The sequence below is a fragment of the Thalassotalea insulae genome, assembly GCF_030161395.1.
GTDB lineage: Bacteria > Pseudomonadota > Gammaproteobacteria > Enterobacterales > Alteromonadaceae > Thalassotalea_E > Thalassotalea_E insulae.
This window is the reverse complement of sequence record NZ_BSST01000001.1, coordinates 4,027,225-4,052,433: the sequence shown is the minus strand read 5'-3', so window position 1 is coordinate 4,052,433 and position 25,209 is coordinate 4,027,225. Positions and strand designations below refer to the sequence as shown.

Sequence of the window (25,209 nt, the reverse complement as noted above, 5' to 3'; positions counted from 1 at the left end):
CTCGGATAGTCAACTGGGCCTCGAGCCCGAATAGCAAGGCAGAGTCAGCTTATTATGAATAACAAAAATAATCAAAACGAAATAAATGTTGGTGTTGATACTGGCAAATCACAACTCGATATTTACATACGCCCGTTAGATATTTATTTCACCGTGACTAACGACGAAATAGGTATTAAAAAGGCGATTAAGGAAATCAAAAAATATAAACCAACACGCATCACTATAGAAGCAACTGGACGTCTTGAGCAAGACTTTATTATGGCTTGCGCAAAAGCTAATTTGCCCTTTGTTGTAGCCAACCCTGCACATATCAAAAAATTTGCAGGTGCCATAGGGCAGCATGCAAAAACAGACAAATTAGATGCACAACTTATTGCATATTACGGTGAAGCGATAAAGCCCAAACTTTCAATGCTAAAGCCCGCTACCATGCAATTGATGAGCGACTTACTTTCTCGTCGTAGACAGTTAATAGGTATACAAACCATGGAAAAGAACCGTCTAAAAATCATGCCAAAAACAATCAGCAGTATGATTAATCCCATTTTAACTGCCATTAAAAATCAGCTCGATAAGCTAGACCAAAAACTACTTAAACTAATGGAAAGCTGTGAGGATTATAAAACTAAAAACATGATAATCCAGAGCATGCCTGGTGTTGGTAATGTCGTCGCTTTCAACTTACTAAGCGATATGCCTGAGCTCGGTTATCTAACAAATAAACAAGCATCGTCATTGATTGGTGTTGCGCCATTTAATAAAGAAAGTGGTATCTATCGTGGCACAAGACAGATACGAGGAGGACGTCCCAAAATTCGAACGGCAATGTACATGGCGATGATGTCCGCAATCCAATGTAACTCAGTTTTTAAAGGTACTTACGAACGGTTATTAGCGGCAGGAAAACCAAAAAAAACAGCATTAATTGCCTGTATAAGAAAGATGATTGTGATCTTAAATTCAATGGTAAGAGATGGTGTCATGTGGGCTCCTAAAATGAGTTGAGAATTAGGAATTGACACCATAGTCACTTGTTAGCAATACTTTACACAAACTGCTTATAAGATAATGACTTAAGGTAATTTAATAAACGGCTTTTGACTTGAGGAGTTAAACCCAGGCTAATTAAGAATGATGAAAATATAGAAATGAACAAAATACTTTTAATAATTTTAGCGCCAGTCAGCAACGCTACAACTATTAATAAAGCAACATAACCTATACCAATTAACCCTAAGAAAAGACAAATCCCTTTAATATTATTATTCATAATAACTCCTTAACTAAATATAAAAACAGCTTAATTCTAACTCAAAAATTTAAATATGCACTCAAAATAACGAGTGCTGCTAACAGCTCATTAAAATAAAGCATAAAATTTATAAAGGAAAAACAAATACTTACACAAAGAAACAAATATATGTAGACATAATGTAGTCACAAGATTAAAGCCACTACACGTTAAAGGCATATTTCTATTCGGCAGTTATCAGGCCCAGCTTGGTTTATCTTCTTTGATACAATTCCAAGTCCTTATATTCTCATTTCTTGCTGCTTCAGCCAAACCATTATCAGCAGTAATTAGAATATACTGACACTCACCACTAAAATGTGAGTACTTTCCCTTTTTTATTGTTTCTACCCGGAGTGCATCTGACCAGTCAAGAGAGTACTTTTTAGCTAAGGATTTCACTGTATTTATACCTTCAATACTAAGTAGCTCAACCTCATCTATTTCTAGCTTCCCACTCCAAGCATCTACTAGAAGACGTTCAGTAGAGTCGAAATATGCATCATCATCAATATGTTCGTATTTCCATTTGGATTTTATAACACTTAAGCTTCCGTTAAGCACAACGATGTAGCGCATAACCCCGAATTAGAATAATAATAGTCACGTATAACTCCACTGCCTTGCTCACCATAAAACACCTTAACTAGTGCTGAAGCATCTAAGTAACGATTTTTCACATAATGAGTGCCCATTGAATCTATTTACCTCATGCTTTTTAGTTTTGGCCTTAAAGAAGTATGTAGAAGCAGGAGTAAAAGTAATGAATACATGCTTCCCCCACCACTAGAGGTACTAGATGAACTTGAATTATTAGCATTATTTAAATTAGAACTTCGAGAAGGATCTAATGGATAAGCATCAGCACTATCCTCAACACCATCATTATCATCGTCAGTGTCAGCATTATTACCAATACCGTCATTATCTGTATCTACTGATTCAGATGCATCTAACGGAAACGCGTCTTCACTATCCTCAACACCATCACTATCATCGTCAGTATCAGCATTATTACCAATACCGTCATTATCTGTATCTACTGATTCAGATGCATCTAACGGAAACGAGTCTTCACTATCTTCAATACCGTCATTATCATCGTCGGTATCAGCATTATTACCAATACCGTCATTATCTGTATCTACTGATTCAGATGCATCTAACGGAAACGAGTCTTCACTATCTTCAATACCGTCATTATCATCGTCGGTATCTTCAATATCAGGGATACCATCTTGATCAAAATCTTCACACGTCAATTCATCAATTGAGACATATGCATTTTCATTTATGTTTTCGTTAATATAATTGACTTGAGAACAAGGGATTTCATTATTCCTTATATGTAGAACAGATAGCCCTTCCAATAACGGATAAATTCCTTGACTATCAGTAATTCCATTACCACTAAGCCTAAGGTTGGTAATTTTTAACTTGTCATTTAATGGATAGAGATCAGAAATATGGTTATTATTTAACTCAAGAAATTGTAAATTAACTGCATCAGTTAGAGGGGAAATATCATTAATTTCATTATTGTTCGCGGTTAAATAAACTAACTTTTCTGGAGATGCTAAAAAGCTAATGCTACTGATGAGATTGTTATCTATAGAGAAAGATTCTAAATTATTTAACAAACTGATCGGTTGCCCATTCACTATTTCATTTCCTTTTAAATGTAAATATTTTAAACCGCTCATAGATGATAAGGGCTCTAAATTTTTTAACTTATTATCACTCAAATTAAGATCAGGTAATTCGGTCAAATTTTCTAAACCTTCAATAGATTCAATCAAGTTACTCCCTAAATCCAACGTCTCTAGACCAGTTAAATTACTCAAAGAGCTAACTGTTTCAATTTCGTTACCAAAAAGCTGTAAATACTTTAAATTTGTTAAATTAGACAAGGCCGAGATATCATTAATTTTATTATTAATAAGTGATAAACTTTGTAAGTTCTCTAGAGCTGACAAAGCCGAGATATCCTCAATTTGACCATTACCTAGATATAAATATTGCACCCCTACAAGCTGTTCTAATGGTAATAAATCACTCAAAAACTCACTTTCTATTTCTAACCTTGTCATATATTTAGCATTTGCAATATTGTTTATATTCTCAAAATTTGACTCTGATAAAGAAAGGCTTCTAAGATTGTTAAGATTTTTTAAGAAAGAATAATCAGAGATATTAGGTGCTGATACACTTAAATGTCCCAACTGAGTTAATGTAGACAAACTTGATAAATCGGATAACAAACTACTCGATATATCAAAGCGGTATAAACCTGTCAGATTTTCAATAGGTGTTAAGCTGGAAATTGTTGAAGGAAATACACTAAGCTTTGTTAACTTAGGAAAGCCTTCTATGCCCGATAGAGAGCTTATACTTTCATAGTCTGCACAAAATAAAGAATAAACTTGTTCAGCATATAAATTACTACCTTGTACTCTTTCGATACATTTTATTAAATTACTATTATCGACATTGTGTTTTGCATCCTCAATAGGCGTTAAACCTTCATCAGTGTCTAAAAAGCTCGCCACACTTTGACGGACAGCATTAAGGGCATAAACAGCGTCAGCTCCTTGCTCGTTATCTTTATCTATCCCACATGAATATCCATTACAATCAAGATTCGGCGATGAAAACTTATATATTTTATTTGCTGAAAATACATCTTCATATGCCATAACCGTTGTAAACTCATTATCGACTCCAAAACCTAAAGCAAAGTCGAATGATACTCCTAGCGTCTCTATATTTTCTGTATCTTCTTCAACTTGTCGACGAGAATGCATTAATCCCATATTATGCCCTAATTCATGTGCTAAAACGTAATCGGAACAATCAATACTCACATGGCTATATGCACTAATCCACGACCCTGACATATCACCATGACCATTACCAGAAACATACGCTATTCCACAAATCCCATCTCCAACATAAGGTCTCATCATAACTACTAAATCAGCTTTAACTTTGAATCTAAGGTTACTTATTTCATAATGATTATCAGACGCTAACCAGAAATTACCAGAGTTGCCGTATGGACCAATATCTTCAATAAGATCTTTAGATGGTTTACTTTCACTATAAGTATACTCTTGTATCAACACAGGGTTTACTTGAATCTTTACTCCGCTATCTTCAAAAATTTGATTGGTTACTGCAAACAAGTGATTTATGCGAGTACTAACATTTGACTGATACAATTCACTAGCATTAGGAGTGTAAAGTACCATAACATCAACAGTTGCTACTGCGTCATTGTCTTGTTTAGACACACTATTGAATTGTGTTTTAATCTTTGAGAAAAGCTTTTTATTTATAGTTCTACTATTATTGGCTTTGCCCTGAGGTTGCGTATTAAATTGCTGAAAAGTACTTTTGTTATTTAGGATAAAGTCTGATTTAGTAGAATCAATTCGTTTATCAAGTTCATTTTCATTAATTAATAGCCCTAAATCGTCACTACCTAAATGAGAAAGCGAGTAAGAGCCATTAGGGGTTACTATTCGAGCAAATACGCTATTTCCATCCGTTGTAATGATTTGAGGCAGGGCTTCGCTATCATTTTCAATTCTTGCAACAATGGACTTTGAGCCATCCGGATTTATATTAATTCTATTAATGCTAGCACTGTAATATTCATCTACTCTTATGGGAATAGTTATCGTAGTACCGACTTGTAATTCAGATATTAACTTGGAATGTACAGAAACATACTGCTTACTTAACCCCATCCCTAGTTTTTTAACGGAGTTGTGTTTGATATTTTGCTTGGAAGTTATGTTCCATAATTTATTATTACTAGCATGACTAATTGATTGAAAACCGGTACAAAGAACAATCAATAATAATATCAGGAGTTTGGTACTTTTCATGGAGTCAGTCCCTTATTAGCATATTCCGTTAATTAAAAAAGCAGAAGCATATTAGCTGAACTAACAATGCCTTACAACTTTAGACTTAACTAGAATTAGCCTAATTTATTTAACTCAATCAAAATGTTCTGGTCAACTCCAGCCGGACACTTTTCTTAAAGAATTTTCATACTCAACTGGTGACTGATCATTATTAGCTGAGTGCAATCTCTCCAAGTTGTAATATTTCATATATTCAGCCAAATCATTTTTCATGTGAGCTCGAGTGGGCTGAGCCACTTTTAACAACCAATCATGTTTCAAGCTGCCGAAGAACCTTTCAACAACTGCGTTATCCCAACAGGCACCAACGTCTCCCATACTGGTTCGAATACCAAACTGCCTTTGCAAGTTGCGGTAACGCTTGCTGGTGTACTGAGAGCCTCTATCAGAGTGAAAGATTAACCCTTTAGGTGGCTTCCTCAAGTTATAAGCCATAATCATGGCTTTCATCACCAAATCAGTCTTCATGCGCTTATCTATATGCCAGCCAACAATACGGCGAGAATTTAAATCCATCACAACGGCAAGATACATCCAGCCTTCGCCAGTTTGTAGATACGTCACATCACCTGCCCATATTTGGTTTGGAGCCAACGGATTAAAATTCTGGTTAAGCAGATTATCTGCAACCGCATCTGAATGCTTACGTTTGGTTGTTACCTTGTAAGCAACTCGCTGCTTAACTTCTAGGTTTAGCGTTTCCATAAGCTTTCGAGTTCTATGAGTGCCAATGTCAAAGCCTTCTTTGCGTAAATTCTGCATAGCTCACGATAGCCTAAGCTTTCTCGGCTGCGCTTAAACAGAGCTTTAGCGCAACGGTATAAGTGAAGCTCTTCTGCCGTGATCAACTTAGCTGGCCGTTTAAGCCAAGCGCAGTAAATACAGTTCCGGGTGCGACATCTAGCACTTTACCAATATCGCTGAAGCCAGTTCCTTGTTTCCATAAATCAGAAACTAATTCTTTTTCAACCGGCGTAAATGTTCGTTTTGGTCGTTTCATCAAATCTTCCAATGCAAATCAGTATTTTAGTAAAACTGTTGCATTGACCATTTGAATCTACACTGGCCTTTTTTAAGATCTCTTTCTCCATCTTGAGTTCTTTAACTTCTTTTCTAAGCCTTTTTAACTCTGCTCGCTCATCTTCACTTAGTGCATTATCTGCTTGCTGCTCTTCAAGTTTAGCTTTCCAGTTGTAAATCAGTTTGCTGGTGATCCCAAAAAAGGCTGCGGCCTCTGAAACCGAATAACCTTACTCTGTAACCAAAGCGACTGCGTCTTGCTTAAATTCAGTTGTATAAGTTTTGATTTTTTCGTTTTGTCATTTAACACCTCAATACTGGAACATTGTCCCTTATTAAAGTGTCCTGCTCAATTAAACCAGTTCAATCTCTGGCAACCTATTAAACAGGCCAACGAACAGCTCCTCAGTTATGACCGCGCACTTGCGCAACAAGTACGTGAAGATCAGAAAGGTATAATTCAATATCTTCTCTATATGCAGAAAAGTGACTATGGCTATGATTTCCTGATGAATGCCAGCCTCAGTGTAAGCCATTAGCCGTTTCTTTGATGTTTTCGTTATGTTCTTTGTTGTCACAAACAAAAACACATCAGCTACGTTGGTGTTTTTAAGGTTTGTAATTAACTTTTGTGTTCTCTCTTCTCCAGAAAATAATCTTGATGCTGGACAAGAAGCATCATCAATTGTAATAGCTATTTCTTGAGCGTGAGCTGAATAAATTGCTTGTTATAAGGAGATTAATCTCGCAATGTAGCTTTAATTCTATAGGGGTTTTCTATACAAGAAAAAACATCAATGATTGATTTGCAAACAAAATCTGATGCTATTAAAGCCTCTAAGCTTAACCCTTCCTCTTGCAAGATTGAAATACCTAAAACACTTTCCTTAAGTACGATACGATCATTGAAACCATTTCCAACACAGATCGTTTGCTCTTTACCTAAGAAATTAAGTACATCCAGTTTACTTTTAAACTCTTTAGACTTCGATAAATTAATTATTTTACAATCTACACCAGCTAATTCTTGTTCAACTGTGCCGTACGTATCAGCAGTGACAACAACAAAATTAATTATTGCAGATAAATTATTTATCTTGTTGGCAACGCCACCAATTAACTTGCCATCGACGGCAATTGTGCCATTAAAATCCAAGATCACATTTGAGATTTTAATTTTTTCTCTATTAGGTATATTCAAAAACAAGATGGTAACTCCATTCTAAGAACATCTTATAACGTCGCGTTAAACGACTAAATAATAACTAGCTAAACTTGTGTAACGAAGCGGAACCGCGTCAAGCTTTAGCAGTCCCGTTACTGTAATGGCTTATATGGATTTTATAAATGACTACCTGCGTAATGGACAATTGCATCACCTAAATAATTAACCATTTCAGGGTGGTAAGAGTTATGGAATTTTTTCATATCTTCATTTTCTTTATAAAATATCCCCATGCCAATATATGCTTCTTTGGATGGGATATAGAAACGGCAAGCTATTTTAAAGTGCTCTTTTATTAGAGTTTGAACAGCCTCATCATCCACGGCTGTCTCATCAACATATTCTGCCAATTTTTTATACAATACATCCCAGTCTTGATGGACAAGTTCTCTATTAACATGCGCCCAATTATCTGTTGTTGATAAGCTGTGATTTTGCTCCACATTAAGCGCATTTTTACATTCAGCTAAATATTCTTTACTCAGTTTATTCATGTGTAGATATTCCATTAATAATTTATTTGCGACAAACGAGCTGGATCACATAACGCCGCGTTCTGTGGCAAGCCGGAGCGCAGCATAGGTAATGGTTCGGCTTGAGCACCTTATAGATTAACCCTGAAATGCTTTTAGCAATATTAACATTTTTAGCTGTAATGCCAGCTGCTTCATGTGTAACCAAATGTTTTATATACGTTTGATCATTCCGGGCGGTGGTCCATCCATTAGCAGCTGTACATAGGCAAATATTTATTTAATAAAATAACCAACAGGAAGCCAATTACCACGGCTTTTACTGAGAGTTAATGTTTCAATTGCTGATTTTTTATTTTGGAATTCTGTTTGAAATTGAATCACCAGATGAAGGTTAACCGATAAATGTCTAGTGCCCCAACGTAACTAACGGAATGACAAAGTTGGCAGTGAATGAGTTCACATAAGAGAGCCTCAATATGTGTTTGCCGTAAACGATGTTAACGGCTAATTGACAGAACGAAGTAATAGATTTTGCTGATTGACTGACCAATTAGCTGCCGTTAGGCAGCTAAAAAAGCACTATTGCCTATTTGACGGAAGAAGGTTCACATGTGTTAGGTGTTGATTTCAGTGGTGACTTTGCGAAATACACCACCGGCATCTGAAGCTGCAATGACAAACAAACAAAGCAATAAACATACACTGTATTCACTACCGCCCGTTCCATGCTCACCAACAAACCAGCCTTGATGTACATGAATTAAAACAATACCACCAACGGCAATAGAAGCAAATGCCCAAACCACATAACGTACACCTCGATTTAAAATGAGTAGCAAACCTCCAATTATCTCGATTAACGTGATACACCAAACTATAAGGCTTGGCTCAGGAAAGCCTATGTTACCTATAAACTCAGAAAATCGCGGAATTGTACCATTTATAATGCGCACAACAGCATGAGCCATAAAAAGTACAGCTACGCCAATTCGGAGTGCTACAAGACTTGCCAAAAGCGGTCTAGGAATATTGGGTGATAGATTAGTCATATGATTTCCTGATGAATTGAGAGACACCTAACGCCTCGCATCAGCGAGGCACCTTTGGCGCGTCCGCTGAATGTTTTTGTTAGCGCTAATTTTGGTTTGGCCTATTTACTAATTTCCGAAAGCAAGTCAGGGTTAGTAACAAGATTACGTACACCGTGCGCATGATCTTCATTAAATACGTTACCTTTACACCACTCATTCACTGAGGCTATATTAACCTTTGCGACATTAGGACGAACGCTCCATGTAACGTGAAACGGAGATCCTTTTTCATTGTAACTAGGTCCAGTAGTTGATCCAGCGTACTGGACAGGAGTGCCAGTATCAGATGGAATATTCATTGCTTGATGCAGGCCATTTACTTCACTGTACTTAGTTAAGATTCTAAAATCTAGGGCATTAGTATCATTAACAAGGACATATACCTGAGCCTCCACGCGCAACTGAGGATTCATGATTGAATCATTTAAGCAAGAAGCCAAGGTTGGTCCTGGCTTGACCATTGCAGTTGAGTGAACGTAGTGAACTTCAATTGTATCACCAGAGTTAAGCCCACCGTGTTTACTTGGGCAAGTTTCATGTGCAACAGGTTTAAGTTCTGCCTCACTTAGCTTTGCTGCATATTTAAAACCGCTTTGGAAACCTTGTCCATCACCATTACCAGCATACTCGGTAAATTCTCCTCCCTTATGCTCAGCATTCTTGTGAAAATGAATATTGCATAAATTCATTTCTGTAAAGGAAGGTGCTGCATTAAATAACCTTTGGTTGTTGCCAGTATGTGCATCAATGTCGCGCGGGGACTGTGGTCCAAATCCTGCACCTTTGGTATTTTTTGCTAATGATGCACGTTGTGCAGCAATCACATTGTCTGCAACAGAATCATGAGCACCATGATTGGTATCCTTGGCGCTTACACTAAATGGAATTAGCGCAATTATTACGCTTGAGATTAAAAGGCTTCTATTTTTTTGCATAGTATTACTCCGTTGTTATTTAGGAAATTGAAAATGACATTCGTTACCTTATATGTGTGCACTAACGCCCTACTAATGGGCGATTACCAGTTGGCTATACTTGCGCCAAGCGCCTGGCCGACTGGTAACTGTCCCTGTGAGTTTACGAACTAATTTCTGCAACTTGTTAGCAGCGTAATACGATTAATTTGAGTTTTTAACAGAAGTCCAAAATGCTACTGACATAACAATACCAGTACTAACACCAAAAGTAACACTGCTTAATGCAACGCCAAGACTTGCTCCTAAAGCAACCCCCATTGCAATACCAAAAAGAACAAGGTTCTTTACTTTGCTAGATTTATTCCATTTACTCATAGCTATTCCTTTACCTGCTAACGCCGCCAGCAACAGCGGAATCCGCCTGACTGGCCTTGTTATGCATGATTATAAACTACGGGCATCTGCCCCTTCCACTTTAACCATGTACTTTCATTTAATACGAGTTCAGCCATGAAATTTCCAACATTGACTCTACTTGTTGCTCCAGAATCAAAAATTGCATTTCGAATGGGGGATGTGTGCACATTGTATTCTGTAACTTCTTTCTCATCGACTAGAGCATCAGGGCGAACAACGACCCATTCAATGGATTTATCATTTTGCCCAATTTGAGTGCGCAAATAATCTGCTGCATTTTCATTATCTAGGTGCGGAGGCAACAAAACTCTCAGTATTGCAATTAAAATGCGCTGACTTAACGGGGGGATCTCAGGTATATCTCGGTTACTATTTCCCGTTGTACTCATAAGGATCACTTTAACCGCATCCCTGGTTTCGTTGGATTTGATAGCTCTGCATATACATTTAAGTGTATCTGTTACAAGCAAGCGAGGCTGACCAAACATCCCTTTAAACGTAAGGTTATGACCGAGACAAGACACAACAGCAATACAGTCTTTTATGTGTGTAGCCATTTCAGAGCTAGTAAGACTATGTACGGAGACTTTAATTTTGTATAAATTTGGATGGTCAGGTAATGTATCGAGCGAGCGAACAATAGCGTTCACCTCAACACCTTGATTAAGTAGCTGGTCAACAGCAAGCCGTCCTGTCGCCCCACTTGCACCGACAACTAAAACTTTCATTGTATTTGTCCTTTAAGTAATGGCTACTTCGATACCATTTTGAATATACTTTGCATAACATCGCGTTAAGCGGCTTAGTAATGCTTGCTAAAATGTGAAACGAAGCGGAGCCGAGCAAACTGTAAGCAGTCCCGCTTTAAATTATTGTTAGCACTATAATGTACTTACAAAGTGATTAATGATAGATTTTTTAATTTCGGGAGCTGTCTCTTTACTGAAACCGTGGCCAGTTTTATAAGAGTTATGAATTACTTTGTGTTTAAACTGCTTATTTTTTAAATAAAGCTCTATATCTTTAGACATTTGATATGAAGGCCAAACTTGGTCATTTTCTGCTGAAATCATAAATATTGGACCATTAATATTTTCAAATTTGAATAAAGATTGATTAACGTTAGCTTTATTATCTAATGCAACAGAAAACCGGTCGATTAAGTTAGCATTTGAATCTAACGCTAAACCTAAAGCTGGAATATCTTGACCTTCGAACGTCCAAGCAGATTTAGGCACTGTTAAACCATACCATGCAACCTTACTTGGTGTCGTAACAACTACCGACTTAATTCTAGAATCCATAGTGGCAAGTAAAAAAGCCGCTTCCGAGCCTCTAGAGCCACCAACAACACCAATTCTAGAAGAATCTATTAAAGGGTGAGTTTCTAAATAATTAATTGCTTCAATAAAATATTCCATTGGTATTTGATCTAGAGTTTGAGAAATACCTTTTTCTTTAAAGTAAGCTAGCCCTAAAACAGCAACACCGTGAGGTGCGATCATTTCACCGTTAGCATTACCAGTACCTAATCCACCTTCAAAACCACCAAAGGCAATGACTACAGGAAGTTTTTTATCAGTTTTAGGTAAATACAAATTAGCGACTAAATTTTTATACTCTACCTTACTCATTTCAAATTGATAATTTTCAGCTTTTAATGAAACTGACACTAATAAAAAGGTTAAAAATAAAAGCGGTATGAATTTATGCACATTTTTTCCTTGTGGTGCTAACGCCTCACTCTGAGGCAAATAATTGTTGACTAAAAGGTGAAACGAAGCGGAACGCAGCCAACTGTTTTTTATCCTAGTTTATTTTCTTGTTAGGCTACAATTTCTGTCACAATCTCGGTTTTTACTGAGTTAGCGATAAAACATTGTTCATGTGATTGATGATGCATTTTCTCAAGTTGCTCCATTGTCGGCTGTTTATCACCCGAAAACTGAACATGTGGTTTGAGGGTGACTTTAGTCATTGATATTTTACCATCACTATCTTTTTCCATAACACCTACAGCATTGTCTACATATGAATCAACCACATATTTTCTTTTTGCTGCAATAGATAAAAAGAATAACATGTGGCAGCTTGATAGAGACGCAACAAAAGCTTCTTCGGGATCGACATTTTCCTCAACGGAATAAGGTAAAGGAACAACGTGAGGAGAAGATGAGGCTTGAACGGTTACACCACCATCAAAAATCCATTCGTGTCCTCGGCTATATTTGTTGTCAATATAGTTTTCATTGCTATCTCTAACCCAATTGATTTTGGCAAAATACTCTGACATTTGAACCCCTTGCTGAAAGTAACCTAACGCCGCGTTAAACGGCTTAGTAATGCTTGCTAAAATGTGAAGCGAAGCGGAACCGAGCAAGCTGTAAAAAATCCCGCTTTAATTGCTTGTTATATGTTAAACCAAACTTTCGTGGCAATGCCGCAAACACCGGAGCATTTGATAAAACATATAAGCTTAAATATTTAAATAAACCTAAAAGTTTAACTGGAATAGAAAAGTGAGTATTGAATTCACTCCCTGAACATTAAGGCTTATTCCTTTAAATTAATGCCGTACTTTAAATTCTTAACCACGTTTTAACAACGAATATTTTCAAGAATTCTGAACAACATATAACGCCGCCATATGGGGCGTATTAAGCTTGGCTATAATTAGCGAAGAATGAGCGCCAGCCAAGCTTTAGACGTCCCGCCCATGATTGCCTTGTTATATTCACTGAATCAATGTTATTGAATCGACAACACACTGCTCGTCACGGACGGATACATTTAGTGATTTATCTGTAGCTATTGCAGTTAGCAAAATACTTTTCATTGAATCCCTGCCTGATTCGTTTACCTCGTAAGTGTTTAATTGAATTCGGAAAGGGTTTGAGTGTGATCCACAACCCTCCGAATTTGTAGACAGCCAGAATGTTATGTCTCCGTTAGGGAGAGCCTGCAATCTATTTATATCTGACGGTATCCAAGCAGCCAAGGTGGGGAAAGAAACTAAGGCGATAGCTGATAGTAAAACTTTAATTTTGGTGTTCATAAACTTCCATTTAACTTTAGTGAATATAACGCCCACATTAAGGGGCTTTTTATTAGTTTGCTAAAATTGTGTAGCGCAGCGAAACCGAGCAAACTGTAAAAAGTCCCGCTTTAATTGCCTGTTATATATTAAACCAAACTTTCGTGGCAATGCCGCAAACACCTGAGCATTTGATAAAACATATAAGCTTAAATATTTAAATAAACCTAAAAGTTTAACTGGAATAGAAAAGTGAGTATTGAATTCACTCCCTGAACATTAAGGCTTATTCCTTTAAATTAATGCCATACTTTAAATTCTTAACCACGTTTTAACAACGAATATTTTCAAGAATTCTGAACAACATATAACGCCCTGTTAATGGGCAAAATTTAGTTGGCTAAAATAAGCGACGAAGGAGCAAAAGCCAACTGTTTTTTGTTCGTTTAATTGCCTTGTTATGTTTTGAGAGCTACAATAAGACCAAATAAACGACCCATTAAAAGCACCGAGGTTAGTATGACTACTAGAATTTTAACTGAAACAGCCGCTAGTATTAGTGAATTGAAAGCAAACCCTATGAAAGTTGCTTTAAGCGCTAACGGTGAACCAATTGCAGTGCTAAATAGAAACGAGCCTGCTTTTTATTGCATACCAGCAGATACATACGAGTTTTTAATGGATCATGTAGAAGACCTAGAGCTATTAAGTATTGCCGAAAGTCGCAAGAATGAGGAAAGCATAAAGGTTAATTTAGATGAGCTATGAACTGCAATTTAAAAAGTCTGCGCTGAAAGAATGGAAGAAGCTTGGCGCCACGATACAAAACCAGTTTAAGAAAAAGTTATCTGCAATTATAGAAAACCCACACATTCCAAGCGCAAAACTATCTGGCGCCAATGAGCTTTATAAAATAAAGCTCAGACAAGCGGGTTACCGTTTAGTTTACGAAGTAAACGATGATGTGATAACTGTAACGGTAATTTCAGTAGGTAAGCGAGACAAAGGAAAAGTTTACAAGGCTGCAATGAAGCGCAACAATTAAGAAACATAACGCCCCATTCAGGGGCTTTTAATAGTTGGCTAAAATAACGAACGCAGTGAGAAAAGCCAACTGTTAAAAGTCCCGCACTGCAATGGCTTGTTAGGTGGTGCATACACCCATACAAATTTTTACAACTATGCTATTTATTTCAGTTCTAATTTAGAGTTAAAAAAGGATCTCCAACGACCAAAAAACCGAATATTCTACTAACTTCGCCGATCGACATTTCTCTTTCTTTAAAAGCATGTATTATTCGTCGTGCAGAACTCCCGTTATCAAAATAAAGAACTTCAGAAGCAAGCCCACTTAGTGACCCTGAACTTGGACCAAAAATATAGGAAAGCATAGGTGAATTTTCTGTGAAAACATGACCTATATTGCAGCTAATGGCGATTGTAAACTTAACTTTAGGCTCAGCTTCTTTAATAAAGTTATAATTTATACACTCGTAACCGCACGGGTAATGCTCTAATCTAGAGCCGTGTGCTCCTATAAATAACAACCCATATTCATTTTCTAATAGTTTATTTGAATATTCATCTTGCCAACGAATAGCCTCGGATAGTTCAATGTTGCTTTCAAAGCCTGTGACCATATCAATTTCAAGTTCAAGATTTTCAAAATCAGAACGAACAAATGATTTTTCAGAAGCAATCATTGCGTCTGCTAATAAAACATTTTGAGGATAAACAAGTCCACCATCATAAAAATTAATTAAGCGGTGTAAATATGTTGAAATAGTAATATCTTGTGGTTTGATTGCGGCAATAGTGACTTCGTCTGCATTTGTTTGATCTTCGTTGTGCCAATCACCTCTTTCAACTTCAGATAAAGATGAATACAAACCTAGCAATTTTGTATCAGTATTTGAGACTTTTGTCGTTAATGAAGGTATGTCATATCCTATAAACACAACATGCCTGAGGTTGGACGAATTATACTCATTTTCTAAATACAGTTTTATAGTTTCAGCAGTAGTCTCTGATTGCAAGTTATGCGTTTTGAGCTTTATATGTGAATTCTTACTTTCTACTTTATCAACCCATTCATTAATCAGCGCTATAGCTTCAGATTCAACATCATGGTTGATAACAATCAAGGCGTTTTCTGTTTTTTTCTGTGCAGTTTTAATCTTTTTACAACCAAAAAAACCTGTGGGTTTAAAGTTGTTTATGCCACTCATACATATTTCATATTCTGAATCAGGTTTTAAGTTTGGAACGACTTTTCTATACACTTTTTTACTGATTGGCATACGTATAGATCCATACGTTATTCGGCCTGCATTCTCAGAAGAGTAATACTCGACATTATTTTCTTTATAAATCACAAATGTCAGTTCAGTGTTAGGAACATCTGTTTGAGTTAAGTCAATTGAAACTGCGATAGAACTATCTTCATGTTGTGGATATAAGCTTAAACCTAGAAAATCACCGTTAAATTCAGCGCTTATTTGACAATCCGAAGTCACTGCATCAATAGTATAAGTACTACCTTCGATGTAGCCACTACAACCACTAATTTCATATTTCCCTATGCCAGTGTTTTGCTCTATGTTAAATACGGCAACATCTCCATGAGTAATAGTTTGGCTTACAGGTGAAATTAATACTCCTCCATCAGGAATTAGGCTAGAAACTGTATATATTTTTAACTTGAAAGTTGCTGAAACTTCACAATCAGCGGTAATAACACCCGTTGTATAGACTTTATCACTTAAACTACCATTGCACCCGGCGACACTATCAATTTCATAGCCTTCATCAGGTGAAACATTTAAAATAGCCTGATGACCACTTTGAATAAATTGATTTGTTGGGGTCATGACTCCACCATCAGAAGTCGTAGCTGATACAGTATATGTTTTTAACTTGAAAGTTGCTGACACTTCACAATCAGCGGTAATAACACTCGTTGTATAGACATTATCATTTAAACTACCATTGCACCCAGCGACACTATCAATTTCATACTCATCATCTGCTGAAATATTCAAAGTAGCTTTATTGCCACTTTGAATTGACTGGTTTGTCGGAGTAATCATACCTCCAGTAGAGGCAGATGCTGAAACTTCGTAACTTTTTATAATAGGTTGAGTTGAGGTTTCTTTTTCGCCAGATGAGCTTCCACCACAACCAATTAACACAAAACCAAGAGATGTAACTAATAACTTTTTATACATTCAAAACTTCCTTGTAAATACTCCAATTTAACCGTGATACTCAAGCACACCTAACGCCCCATTCAGGGGCTGATAATAGCTTGCTAAAATTGTGCAGCGAAGCGGAACCGAGCCAAACGTTAGCAGTCCCGCGCTTAAACAGCTTGTATGGATAATAAACCCACCAAAATAACTTTTATTCGGTAAAGTGAGACCCTAGCCTTAGCTGCAACTAAGGCCTTCTTTTACAGTAGTTCGATTGAACGATGGCTCCTCAGTTGAGAGACCGATAACAAGAACGAACGCTATAAAAGACTCCAAGCAAAATACTCGAATAGTCTACTGGGTCTCGAACCCGCATTACGCAAGCAAGGGTTAGCTTATTATGAAAAACACAATCAATCAAAACATTAATGTCGGTGTTGATACCGGTAAATTTCAATTAGATATTTATCTGCGTCCAATTGATATCTATTTTACCGTTTCAAATGATGAAAAAGGTATCAATGAAGCGATTAGTACCATTAAAAAATACAATGTCGAGCGCATTGTCATTGAAGCAACTGGCCGCCTGGAAATGCCTTTTATTATGGCTTGTGCTAAAGCTAAGCTACCGTTTGTCATTGCTAATCCTATTCACATCAAACGTTTCGCTGGTGCCATTGGACAACGTGCAAAAACAGATAAGCTTGATGCACAGCTTATTGCGCACTACGGTGACGTGATAAAACCTAAACTATCCCAATTAAAGCCAGATACCATGCAAGCAATGAGCGATTTAGTCGCCAGAAGAAATCAATTATTAGTGATGCAAACCATGGAAAAGAACCGCTTACAAATTTTACCTAAAGAGCTAGCCATGACCATCAAACCTATCCTCACCGCCTTTAAGCAACAGATAATCAAGATTGAAAAGAAACTCATAGCACTCATTGAATCTTGTCCCGATTATCAGGCGAAGAACACAATCCTACAAAGCATGACTGGGATAGGAAAAATAGCCTCAGCATCCATTATCAGCAACTTGCCTGAATTAGGTTACATGACAAGTAAACAAGCCAGCAGCCTCGTAGGCGTTGCACCGATGAACCGAGAAAGTGGTCGGTATCGAGGTCAACGTAAAATCCAAGGAGGCAGACACCAAGTACGTACGGTTTTATACATGGCGATGATGTCAGCGATTCAAAGCAATCCTATTTTTAAAGAAACTTACCAGCGATTAGTTGCCGCAGGTAAACCTAAGAAGGTGGCAATAATTGCCTGCATTAGAAAGATGGTCGTGATATTAAATTCAATGCTTAGAGACGGTGTTATGTGGCAAGCGCCAAAAACTAAAATTTAGCTATTGACGCCATAGTCTCTTGTTAGGTGCTATTTTCTATAAGCAGGTGCCTACAGAATCAATTGAACTATCACTTAAATCGCCATTATTATCCAATTGAATCTTTAAAATGATATTCCAGTTTGAACAAGGAAAACCAATTCCAGAATCTTCAATTGCTTCAACGTTAGCATATAATATTTTTGTTTTAGGGTTCTCAATAAATTCAATCGAGTTTTTTAACGCCCATTGTTGAATTAATTCTATTGAAGTTCCCTTAGGTATATTTTTCTCGAGAGATGCTTCCCAATATCGCATTCTCTCTTCAAGTTTCTGATTGCTAATTTGACTGCAACCAGATAGAAAAATAATTATCAAAAATATGAAACTGTGCTTCATTTTACGATGGCACCTAACGCCCGGTTATGGGGCGAGTATTAGCTTGCTAAAATGGTGAGGAACGAACCTGAGCAAGCAAATACGAGTCCCATCCATAAACCGCTTGTTATGTTTCTTTTACCTTAATACTCCATACAAGTACTTATAAAAGTCCTAAATGCATAATATTCATAGATTTTTAACGTATCGTGCATGTAATTCGCCTAATTTGCTGAAGTCCTGAGTATTGCCATAGCCAAATATAACCATCCAAGCAGAACCGTCATTAAATTTAGTTGGTGTTGAAGACCAGTAAGAACGAAATTCATCTTCCACAAAAAATATATTTGCATTAATCGAAGGGTCATAACAATTAGATTCAAGTATAGTCATAAGCTCTTTCATATTTGGTAGCCTCCAGCTATCACCTTCATTCAGTGAAAATTTAGATGCCGCTATTACAGCCTCCCCCCATGTATATAAGCCTGACTCTCCTATACACTTTTTACCATCCCAAGTCTGACCAGCATTGCATCTAGACCAAATTAAGTTTGTCAATTTATCTGTAGCAGTGCCATTCCCATTCAATATAAATCGTTCATCTGGCGCTGATTTTTCTAGGTTTCCATTACAAACCATAGAATATGAAGTGTATGACAATGTAAGCGTAAACAAACCAATCAACCGAATTAAAAATATTCTATTCATTTTATTTTACGTTCCAATCCTGCAATTATTAAAACTTATTCAGATACTGTTCTTACTAAACGAGAATAATATCCAGAGTGAAAGTATCCACTACCGCTGAACCCATTTTCGTAACTAACATAAAAAATCCACGAAATATCTTTTGGGTATCTCGTCGCACTTATATAACTACTTGTAAGTGTTTCAAAACTAAAAATTTGAGTATTAGGAAAAAAATTAGTGTCAATAGTTAATTCACTTTGACCAGAACTATAATCTACTATTGATATTAGCTCCATACGAGTCGGAAGTCTCCAATCGTTATGGCCACATAACCCAACTTCATTAACTTCAGAGACAAAACTGCTAGTATCACAAGAGTTTCCTGTACATGTTCCGCCATTTTTTGTCCCTTTATTGACTCCAGAATACATTGGATCATAAAAAGAGTACGTATTGAATTTATCTCTCAACCCTCCATCAGAGCTTTTTACTTCCCACATTAATCCCGTAACGTTATCTAATACGCATGTCCATTCAGTAGACTCAACAGGAAGAGGGGTTCCTTTTTCACTAACTTTAGTAAAGCTAAATCCTGCATGTCCGTCTAGGTCAAAATTAGAATGATTATCTCTTCCAAAGTCAGCATCCTGTCCATCAGGAATATTTTCTCCATTCTCACCTAATTCACTTTCACACGATTCATTATTATTAGCTCCCGTACTACCACATAACAAAACCCCGGTATCATTTAATTTCTCAGATATTTGAGGGCTTATTGCTACTGATATTTTTTCACTATCATATAAACCTCCTTCGTCAATTACCATTAGTTCAAATGTTATAATCGTAGCTACATCAACATGCGGAACATTAAAAGTAATCACCTCTAGGTTAGGTTCACTCAACTCAATTATTAAGTTAGAGTTATCAATCTGTGACCATTCATATTTAAGTAAAGTACTTTCAAGATCATTAGACGAATTAGCTCTTAATTCTGCCATTTCACCACTTTTCAGAAATATAGTTCCTTGAGCACTTGCAATAGGGCTTGTATTATTTTTGACAACCACATCGACAGCATCTTTCGATGACTTACCTTCGTTGTCAGTAACTGTGAGTTGAAAACTTAAAGTTATCGTATCTTCAACCTGTGGGGCCGTAAATGTAGAGTTTTTTGTTTCAAGACCACTTAATTCTACCTCTGTACCTGATACTTGCTTCCACTCATATTTCGAAATACTACCATCACTGTCCGAGCCAGAACCTGACAATGTCACTTGTACGTGTTCGAATACCTCTTGGTCTTCTCCTGCACTAGAAAGCGGAGCTTGGTTAATTGTTGCAGGAGGAGTAGAGCTCTCTCCACTTCCACCACATGAAATAACCGAATGAAAAATAAGTGTGATCAATAAAAATTTACTAATAAAGGATTTATACATGCATACTCCAAACTTGCCTTTTGATTCCATAATTTCGAATTTCCACCTGAGTCTCAAACCCGATTAGCAAAGAATTATTAAATAAGTCCCCAATGCTAGAATCCTGCTTATGAAACATAACGCCACATTAAGCGGCTATTTATTGTTGGCTAAAATATGTGAGGCACGAACAAAAGCCAACTGTAAATTGTCCGATTGAATGCCTTGTTATATATTTTTTAATATGTGCAACCAAACCAGTTAGTTACACTACGTTTTACTACTATAACTGCAACACTACCGCAACGTAAACCTGAACGCGAATACTATAGAATTTACAGCTTTATTTGCCGAAGCATTGCAAAACTAAACCTAAAAATATACCCAAAGAATTCACTACTAAATGCTAATAAAAACGAATAAACCTGATAGCGTTTTATATTGAATTAGTTGCGGTATATAACGCCTCGTTAAGAGGCAAATAATATGTTGGCTAAAATAAGCGACGTAGGAGCAAAAGCCAACTGTTATTTGTCCTACTTTAATGACTTGTTAGATTTACTATCTTGATTTTCTTCTATTTTGTTTAAACCTAATATTTCACGATAATCATTTAAACGTTCTTTAAAGGGCTGTGGGTTATCTTTAATTATGTCAAGGTTCAAGCCAACACCGTTATTTTTTCGATATCTATCGAACGATTCTGCAAATCCTACCGCTGACTTAGCGTTAATAACCTCTTGTATAAATTCATTCGGTGACAATTTATAGAGATTCATAATATCAGTAGCTAAGGTGTCATCTTTAAGTTGATCAACTTGGGAAATACTAGCTAACCTAGTATCTTCAGCTTTATTATCAATTTTATACTCAATCAAAAAATCCATTTTTTTTAGAGATAACTCTTTTGAAGATATAGCGTGAGTTCTATACGTTAATAAACACCCCCCAAAAACAGCACCGAAAATCAAAGTTAATAACTGGAATATAGATTCAATTTTTTTTTCATTTAAAGAAAGGTGACTAATCAATTTTAAAGTTTGTAAGTCTTGTTCATTTATAGGACTAATTCTAGAGATTTTTAAAGCATCTTCATGCTTCTCAGTTATTTTTCCTTCATCTATAAGCTTTGAATATTTTTCATTAGAAATATATTCAAAGTCATCTTTATATCTTTTTTTATAATCGCTTACCGCAGATGCATACAATAGTTTGTTTTCATTAAGTGCCTTTCGTTCTTCAGAGAGTAGTTTGTTAGCTATATCTGGTGCGAATGTTAGAAAAAGTAATATAAGAAATGTAATGAATGCAATGAATATGATCAAAAGCATATTTGAGGCATCTTTTCGATGATCATTTATATCTTTGTCAATAATTTCTAATATATCTTTCATGAACTCTCATGCCTATGTTGAACGAAAATCTAACGCCCACATTAAGGGGCTTTTTATTAGTTTGCTAAAATTGTGTAGCGCAGCGAAACCGAGCAAACTGTAAAAAGTCCCGCTTTAATTGCTTGTTATATGTTAAACCAAGCTTTCGCGGCAATGCCGCAAACACCTGAGCATTTGATTAAACCACATAGTTTAAATTTATAAACACACTTAAAAGTTTAACCGGCTAATAGAAAAAGAAATGTGACGTTAATCCATTAACCTGATTGAGTAAATACCTTTTAAGTGTGCCCTAACCTAATGTTACTTTGAACAAATTTGTTAAACAACATCAAGTTTAAAACCTTAAATAAACCCTTTGATAAAACCACGTTAAACCTTTAACGAAGCAACCAACCATAGAATTCATGAAAACATATAACGCCCCATTCAGGGGCTTTTAATTGTTGGCTAAAATAACGAACGCAGTGAGAAAAGCCAACTGTTAAAAGTCCTGCACTGCAATGGCTTGTTAAGTTACTTTTTACCAGTGGGAAATGCTATCGGTAAGTTGAACTTTAACCTACTACTATTATTTAGTTCTTCCGAATTTTCACCATTTTTATTCAATGAAATACCTAGAGCCTTAACTCCTATTCCTTCTTTACCATTATCTTTTTTGGTTGCAGATACAGCGATATCAAATTTTAATAAATGAACAGGTCTAGTTGTTTTATCGCTATCAGAGTTTAGATACATATGGCCATAAATATCATCTCTATCATCGACACTTACGACTGAAGGGTTCGAGATTACACCTAATTCAGAAAGCTCAATATTAGTTTCATCTATTGCTTCTGAAATATCTTTGATTGCTTCTTTGATAAATTCTTTGAGTTCCATGCTCGATCTCGATTAGTAACTTAACGCCCCATTCAGGGGCTTTTAACTGTTGGCTAAAATAACGAACGCAGTGAGAAAAGCCAACTGTTAAAAGTCCCGCACTGCAATGGCTTGTATGGATAATAACAGCCAAATCTTATTATTCTTTTTAATCCTTTTCGGGTAGTGTGAGGCCCAAGCTTTGGCTGCAACCAAAGCCTTTTTATATGGTAGTTCGATGATTGGCAGGCTCCTCTATTGAGAGACCGATAACAAGTACGAACGCCATATAAAACTCCAAGCACTAAACTCGGATAGTCAACTGGGCCTCGAGCCCGAATAGCAAGGCAGAGTCAGCTTATTATGAATAACAAAAATAATCAAAACGAAATAAATGTTGGTGTTGATACTGGTAAATCACAACTCGATATTTACATACGCCCGTTAGATATTTATTTCACCGTGACTAACAACGAAATAGGTATTAAAAAGGCGATTAAGGAAATCAAAAAACATAAACCAACACGCATCACTATTGAAGCAACTGGACGTCTTGAGCAAGACTTTATTATGGCTTGCGCAAAAGCTAATTTGCCCTTTGTTGTAGCCAACCCTGCACATATCAAAAAATTTGCAGGTGCCATAGGCCAGCATGCAAAAACAGACAAATTGGATGCACAACTTATTGCTTATTACGGTGAAGCGATAAAGCCCAAACTTTCAATGCTAAAGCCCGCTACCATGCAATTGATGAGCGACTTACTTTCTCGTCGTAGACAGTTAATAGGTTTACAAACCATGGAAAAGAACCGTCTAAAAATCATGCCAAAAACAATCAGCAGTATGATTAATCCCATTTTAACTGCCATTAAAAATCAGCTCGATAAGCTAGACCAAAAACTACTTAAACTAATGGAAAGCTGTGATGATTATAAAACTAAAAACATGATAATCCAGAGCATGCCTGGTGTTGGTAATGTCGTCGCTTTCAACTTACTAAGCGATATGCCTGAGCTCGGTTATCTAACGAATAAACAAGCATCGTCATTGATTGGTGTTGCGCCATTTAATAAAGAAAGTGGTATCTATCGTGGCACAAGACAGATACGAGGAGGACGTCCCAAAATTCGAACGGCAATGTACATGGCGATGATGTCCGCAATCCAATGTAACTCAGTTTTTAAAGGTACTTACGAACGGTTATTAGCGGCAGGAAAAACCAAAAAAACAGCATTAATTGCCTGTGTAAGAAAGATGATTGTGATCTTAAATTCAATGGTAAGAGATGGTGTCATGTGGGATCCTAAAATGAGTTGAGAATTAGGAATTGACACCATAGTCACTTGTTAGTTTTTAGAACTGAAATCGAGCTTAATAGCTTTTACCAAGAATTTTGGCAAAACATCCAAAAACTTACCCGGTATATAACCTAAATAGCATACAGGACCGAAAACAATTAAGAGTAAAGCTATTTGTAAAGTAACATCTAAAGGAAGGTGATTACGCAAAGTGAAGATATTTAAAGCTAACATGAATATTATTAATATACATAACAAAGCCCCTAATCCTCTCATCAATTTACTAATTTTAATATCTGCTTCCATTCCCATTTAAACTCCATTATTGCCGTGTACGATTAAAAACTAACGCCCACATTAAGGGGCTTTTTATTAGTTTGCTACAATGTGTAGCGCAGCGAAACCGAGCAAACTGTAAAAAGTCCCGCTTTAATTGCTTGTTATATGTTAAACCAAGCTTTCGCGGCACTGCCGCCAACACCTGAGCACTTGATTAAACCACATAGTTTAAATTTATAAACACACTTAAAAGTTTAACAAGCTAATAGAAAAAGAAATGTGACGTTAATCCATTAACCTGATTGAGTAAATACCTTTTAAGTGCGCCCTAACCTAATGTTACTTTGAACAAATTTGTTAAACAACACCAAGTTTAAAACCTTAAATAAACCCTTTGATAAAACCACGTTAAACCTTTAACGAAGCAACCAACCACAGAATTCATGAAAACATATAACGCCCCTATTAACCTGCAAAAACTTGTTGGCTAAAATCACGAAATGATAGCCAGTGAGTTTTTGTCAGGTTGAATGGTTTGTTATACCTACTTTTCAATTGCGACAGCCTTTAGCTTCATGTGTTGACCAGCGCAACCGTCAACATAAAGCCTGACTTTTGAATTAGCGTGAAATGCGGATAAAAGCACTGATAAATTTTCTTCAAACAAAGGGGTTTCTGTTAACATAACTGCCGTTCCCGTACTACACCCCTCCGCATTCAGTTTTTCTGTTGTGGTTATATAAATACCTTCTCCAGTCCACCCCATTGAAACACCCACAATAGTTTGAGAAGCCAGCTTAGTGCCAGCAAATGTGGAGAACGAAACAATTAAAAAAGAGAATAAAAAAAGTTTTTTCATGCACTATTCCTTAGTAGGTATAACGCCGCCATATGGGGCGCACAAATGCTTGGCTAAACTTAGCGAAGAATGAGCGCAAGCCAAGCGTTTTGCGTC

Annotated in this window: 25 protein-coding genes and 1 pseudogene; 5 read left to right on the top strand and 21 right to left on the bottom strand. The window is 36.5% G+C overall.

Going from position 1 to position 25,209, the window contains the following annotated elements:
• The first annotated feature begins 54 nt into the window (after nucleotides 1–54).
• Nucleotides 55–1,008, top strand: a complete 954-nt coding sequence (locus QQK06_RS18175; protein WP_284246227.1) for an IS110 family RNA-guided transposase — start codon at nucleotides 55–57, stop codon at nucleotides 1,006–1,008.
• 40 nt (nucleotides 1,009–1,048) lie between these two features.
• Here the strand turns inward: QQK06_RS18175 and QQK06_RS18170 are convergent, their stop codons facing one another.
• The 13 genes and pseudogenes from QQK06_RS18170 to QQK06_RS18105 form a co-directional block, all read right to left on the bottom strand.
• Entirely contained in the window at nucleotides 1,049–1,273 is a 225-nt protein-coding gene (locus QQK06_RS18170; RefSeq protein WP_284246226.1) for a hypothetical protein, read from the bottom strand.
• 219 nt (nucleotides 1,274–1,492) lie between these two features.
• Nucleotides 1,493–1,873: a hypothetical protein gene (locus QQK06_RS18165; protein ID WP_284246225.1), complete on the bottom strand. Its 381-nt coding sequence runs from the start codon at nucleotides 1,871–1,873 to the stop codon at nucleotides 1,493–1,495.
• A 125-nt stretch (nucleotides 1,874–1,998) separates the two neighbouring features.
• Complete coding sequence (locus tag QQK06_RS18160; RefSeq protein WP_284246224.1) at nucleotides 1,999–5,187, bottom strand: leucine-rich repeat domain-containing protein; 3,189 nt, start codon at nucleotides 5,185–5,187, stop codon at nucleotides 1,999–2,001.
• Between the two features lie 132 nt (nucleotides 5,188–5,319).
• Nucleotides 5,320–6,536 (bottom strand): annotated as a pseudogene (locus QQK06_RS19725) (IS3 family transposase).
• Nucleotides 6,537–6,988: 452 nt separating this feature from the next.
• Nucleotides 6,989–7,450 carry a hypothetical protein gene (locus QQK06_RS18145; protein WP_284246223.1) on the bottom strand — a complete coding sequence of 154 codons (462 nt, stop codon included), beginning with the start codon at nucleotides 7,448–7,450 and terminating at the stop codon, nucleotides 6,989–6,991.
• Between the two features lie 140 nt (nucleotides 7,451–7,590).
• Nucleotides 7,591–7,968, bottom strand: coding sequence for a TipAS antibiotic-recognition domain-containing protein (locus QQK06_RS18140; RefSeq protein WP_284246222.1), 378 nt, complete (start codon nucleotides 7,966–7,968; stop codon nucleotides 7,591–7,593).
• Nucleotides 7,969–8,223: 255 nt separating this feature from the next.
• Nucleotides 8,224–8,331 carry a DUF4019 domain-containing protein gene (locus QQK06_RS18135; protein ID WP_284246221.1) on the bottom strand — a complete coding sequence of 36 codons (108 nt, stop codon included), beginning with the start codon at nucleotides 8,329–8,331 and terminating at the stop codon, nucleotides 8,224–8,226.
• A 233-nt stretch (nucleotides 8,332–8,564) separates the two neighbouring features.
• Nucleotides 8,565–8,999, bottom strand: a complete 435-nt coding sequence (locus tag QQK06_RS18130; RefSeq protein WP_284246220.1) for a DoxX family protein — start codon at nucleotides 8,997–8,999, stop codon at nucleotides 8,565–8,567.
• A 101-nt stretch (nucleotides 9,000–9,100) separates the two neighbouring features.
• Nucleotides 9,101–9,976: a delta-class carbonic anhydrase gene (locus tag QQK06_RS18125; protein ID WP_284246219.1), complete on the bottom strand. Its 876-nt coding sequence runs from the start codon at nucleotides 9,974–9,976 to the stop codon at nucleotides 9,101–9,103.
• A 183-nt stretch (nucleotides 9,977–10,159) separates the two neighbouring features.
• Nucleotides 10,160–10,333, bottom strand: coding sequence for a glycine zipper domain-containing protein (locus QQK06_RS18120; RefSeq protein WP_284246218.1), 174 nt, complete (start codon nucleotides 10,331–10,333; stop codon nucleotides 10,160–10,162).
• Between the two features lie 59 nt (nucleotides 10,334–10,392).
• Entirely contained in the window at nucleotides 10,393–11,103 is a 711-nt protein-coding gene (locus tag QQK06_RS18115; RefSeq protein WP_284246217.1) for an NAD(P)-dependent oxidoreductase, read from the bottom strand.
• Nucleotides 11,104–11,256: 153 nt separating this feature from the next.
• On the bottom strand, nucleotides 11,257–12,090 hold the full coding sequence (locus tag QQK06_RS18110; RefSeq protein ID WP_284246216.1) for an acyl-CoA thioester hydrolase/BAAT C-terminal domain-containing protein: 834 nt from the start codon (nucleotides 12,088–12,090) through the stop codon (nucleotides 11,257–11,259).
• A 110-nt stretch (nucleotides 12,091–12,200) separates the two neighbouring features.
• Complete coding sequence (locus QQK06_RS18105) at nucleotides 12,201–12,668, bottom strand: OsmC family protein (protein WP_284246215.1); 468 nt, start codon at nucleotides 12,666–12,668, stop codon at nucleotides 12,201–12,203.
• A gap of 1,260 nt (nucleotides 12,669–13,928) precedes the next feature.
• Here QQK06_RS18105 and QQK06_RS18100 point away from each other — a divergent pair.
• Together QQK06_RS18100 and QQK06_RS18095 are read left to right on the top strand one after the other, a co-directional pair.
• A complete protein-coding gene (locus QQK06_RS18100) occupies nucleotides 13,929–14,177 on the top strand; it encodes a type II toxin-antitoxin system Phd/YefM family antitoxin (protein ID WP_284246214.1) in 249 nt (82 codons plus the stop codon).
• Complete coding sequence (locus tag QQK06_RS18095) at nucleotides 14,167–14,454, top strand: type II toxin-antitoxin system RelE family toxin (protein ID WP_284246213.1); 288 nt, start codon at nucleotides 14,167–14,169, stop codon at nucleotides 14,452–14,454. The genes QQK06_RS18100 and QQK06_RS18095 overlap by 11 nt, the downstream gene beginning before the upstream one ends.
• Before the next feature lie 154 nt (nucleotides 14,455–14,608).
• Here the strand turns inward: QQK06_RS18095 and QQK06_RS18090 are convergent, their stop codons facing one another.
• Complete coding sequence (locus QQK06_RS18090) at nucleotides 14,609–16,636, bottom strand: InlB B-repeat-containing protein (RefSeq protein ID WP_284246212.1); 2,028 nt, start codon at nucleotides 16,634–16,636, stop codon at nucleotides 14,609–14,611.
• Nucleotides 16,637–17,000: 364 nt separating this feature from the next.
• Here QQK06_RS18090 and QQK06_RS18085 point away from each other — a divergent pair, with 364 nt between their 5' ends.
• The gene (locus QQK06_RS18085) at nucleotides 17,001–17,957 is read left to right on the top strand and encodes an IS110 family RNA-guided transposase (RefSeq protein WP_284246211.1); all 957 of its coding nucleotides are present in this window, start codon (nucleotides 17,001–17,003) and stop codon (nucleotides 17,955–17,957) included.
• Between the two features lie 36 nt (nucleotides 17,958–17,993).
• On the opposite strand, the gene QQK06_RS18080 is transcribed toward QQK06_RS18085, so the two are convergent.
• The 5 genes from QQK06_RS18080 to QQK06_RS18060 form a co-directional block, all read right to left on the bottom strand.
• Nucleotides 17,994–18,335, bottom strand: coding sequence for a hypothetical protein (locus tag QQK06_RS18080; RefSeq protein ID WP_284246208.1), 342 nt, complete (start codon nucleotides 18,333–18,335; stop codon nucleotides 17,994–17,996).
• Nucleotides 18,336–18,503: 168 nt separating this feature from the next.
• Nucleotides 18,504–19,022 carry an Lcl C-terminal domain-containing protein gene (locus tag QQK06_RS18075; protein WP_284246207.1) on the bottom strand — a complete coding sequence of 173 codons (519 nt, stop codon included), beginning with the start codon at nucleotides 19,020–19,022 and terminating at the stop codon, nucleotides 18,504–18,506.
• Between the two features lie 35 nt (nucleotides 19,023–19,057).
• Nucleotides 19,058–20,443 (bottom strand): Lcl C-terminal domain-containing protein, encoded by a 1,386-nt coding sequence (locus QQK06_RS18070; protein WP_284246206.1) that lies wholly within the window; start codon nucleotides 20,441–20,443, stop codon nucleotides 19,058–19,060.
• Nucleotides 20,444–20,958: 515 nt separating this feature from the next.
• Nucleotides 20,959–21,816: a hypothetical protein gene (locus QQK06_RS18065; RefSeq protein ID WP_284246205.1), complete on the bottom strand. Its 858-nt coding sequence runs from the start codon at nucleotides 21,814–21,816 to the stop codon at nucleotides 20,959–20,961.
• Nucleotides 21,817–22,332: 516 nt separating this feature from the next.
• Complete coding sequence (locus QQK06_RS18060; RefSeq protein ID WP_284246204.1) at nucleotides 22,333–22,698, bottom strand: hypothetical protein; 366 nt, start codon at nucleotides 22,696–22,698, stop codon at nucleotides 22,333–22,335.
• A 342-nt stretch (nucleotides 22,699–23,040) separates the two neighbouring features.
• On the opposite strand from QQK06_RS18060, the gene QQK06_RS18055 reads away from it, so the two are divergent.
• The gene (locus tag QQK06_RS18055; protein ID WP_284246203.1) at nucleotides 23,041–23,994 is read left to right on the top strand and encodes an IS110 family RNA-guided transposase; all 954 of its coding nucleotides are present in this window, start codon (nucleotides 23,041–23,043) and stop codon (nucleotides 23,992–23,994) included.
• A 29-nt stretch (nucleotides 23,995–24,023) separates the two neighbouring features.
• Here the strand turns inward: QQK06_RS18055 and QQK06_RS18050 are convergent, their stop codons facing one another.
• Together QQK06_RS18050 and QQK06_RS18045 are read right to left on the bottom strand one after the other, a co-directional pair.
• A complete protein-coding gene (locus QQK06_RS18050; protein ID WP_284246202.1) occupies nucleotides 24,024–24,287 on the bottom strand; it encodes a hypothetical protein in 264 nt (87 codons plus the stop codon).
• Nucleotides 24,288–24,798: 511 nt separating this feature from the next.
• A complete protein-coding gene (locus tag QQK06_RS18045; protein ID WP_284246201.1) occupies nucleotides 24,799–25,113 on the bottom strand; it encodes a hypothetical protein in 315 nt (104 codons plus the stop codon).
• Nucleotides 25,114–25,209: the final 96 nt, after the last annotated feature.

What these genes read in the sequence shown, in the direction of transcription:
- QQK06_RS18165 (WP_284246225.1), bottom strand. Translation starts at nt 1,873, where the DNA reads ATGCGCTACATCGTTGTGCTTAACGGAAGCTTAAGTGTTATAAAATCC.
- QQK06_RS18175 (WP_284246227.1), top strand. Translation starts at nt 55, where the DNA reads ATGAATAACAAAAATAATCAAAACGAAATAAATGTTGGTGTTGATACT.
- QQK06_RS18080 (WP_284246208.1), bottom strand. Translation starts at nt 18,335, where the DNA reads ATGAAGCACAGTTTCATATTTTTGATAATTATTTTTCTATCTGGTTGC.
- QQK06_RS18140 (WP_284246222.1), bottom strand. Translation starts at nt 7,968, where the DNA reads ATGAATAAACTGAGTAAAGAATATTTAGCTGAATGTAAAAATGCGCTT.
- QQK06_RS18065 (WP_284246205.1), bottom strand. Translation starts at nt 21,816, where the DNA reads ATGAAAGATATATTAGAAATTATTGACAAAGATATAAATGATCATCGA.
- QQK06_RS18115 (WP_284246217.1), bottom strand. Translation starts at nt 11,103, where the DNA reads ATGAAAGTTTTAGTTGTCGGTGCAAGTGGGGCGACAGGACGGCTTGCT.
- QQK06_RS18075 (WP_284246207.1), bottom strand. Translation starts at nt 19,022, where the DNA reads ATGAATAGAATATTTTTAATTCGGTTGATTGGTTTGTTTACGCTTACA.
- QQK06_RS18120 (WP_284246218.1), bottom strand. Translation starts at nt 10,333, where the DNA reads ATGAGTAAATGGAATAAATCTAGCAAAGTAAAGAACCTTGTTCTTTTT.
- QQK06_RS18060 (WP_284246204.1), bottom strand. Translation starts at nt 22,698, where the DNA reads ATGGAACTCAAAGAATTTATCAAAGAAGCAATCAAAGATATTTCAGAA.
- QQK06_RS18100 (WP_284246214.1), top strand. Translation starts at nt 13,929, where the DNA reads ATGACTACTAGAATTTTAACTGAAACAGCCGCTAGTATTAGTGAATTG.
- QQK06_RS18125 (WP_284246219.1), bottom strand. Translation starts at nt 9,976, where the DNA reads ATGCAAAAAAATAGAAGCCTTTTAATCTCAAGCGTAATAATTGCGCTA.
- QQK06_RS18160 (WP_284246224.1), bottom strand. Translation starts at nt 5,187, where the DNA reads ATGAAAAGTACCAAACTCCTGATATTATTATTGATTGTTCTTTGTACC.
- QQK06_RS18070 (WP_284246206.1), bottom strand. Translation starts at nt 20,443, where the DNA reads ATGTATAAATCCTTTATTAGTAAATTTTTATTGATCACACTTATTTTT.
- QQK06_RS18045 (WP_284246201.1), bottom strand. Translation starts at nt 25,113, where the DNA reads ATGAAAAAACTTTTTTTATTCTCTTTTTTAATTGTTTCGTTCTCCACA.
- QQK06_RS18095 (WP_284246213.1), top strand. Translation starts at nt 14,167, where the DNA reads ATGAGCTATGAACTGCAATTTAAAAAGTCTGCGCTGAAAGAATGGAAG.
- QQK06_RS18050 (WP_284246202.1), bottom strand. Translation starts at nt 24,287, where the DNA reads ATGGGAATGGAAGCAGATATTAAAATTAGTAAATTGATGAGAGGATTA.
- QQK06_RS18130 (WP_284246220.1), bottom strand. Translation starts at nt 8,999, where the DNA reads ATGACTAATCTATCACCCAATATTCCTAGACCGCTTTTGGCAAGTCTT.
- QQK06_RS18090 (WP_284246212.1), bottom strand. Translation starts at nt 16,636, where the DNA reads ATGTATAAAAAGTTATTAGTTACATCTCTTGGTTTTGTGTTAATTGGT.
- QQK06_RS18055 (WP_284246203.1), top strand. Translation starts at nt 23,041, where the DNA reads ATGAATAACAAAAATAATCAAAACGAAATAAATGTTGGTGTTGATACT.
- QQK06_RS18105 (WP_284246215.1), bottom strand. Translation starts at nt 12,668, where the DNA reads ATGTCAGAGTATTTTGCCAAAATCAATTGGGTTAGAGATAGCAATGAA.
- QQK06_RS18170 (WP_284246226.1), bottom strand. Translation starts at nt 1,273, where the DNA reads ATGAATAATAATATTAAAGGGATTTGTCTTTTCTTAGGGTTAATTGGT.
- QQK06_RS18085 (WP_284246211.1), top strand. Translation starts at nt 17,001, where the DNA reads ATGAAAAACACAATCAATCAAAACATTAATGTCGGTGTTGATACCGGT.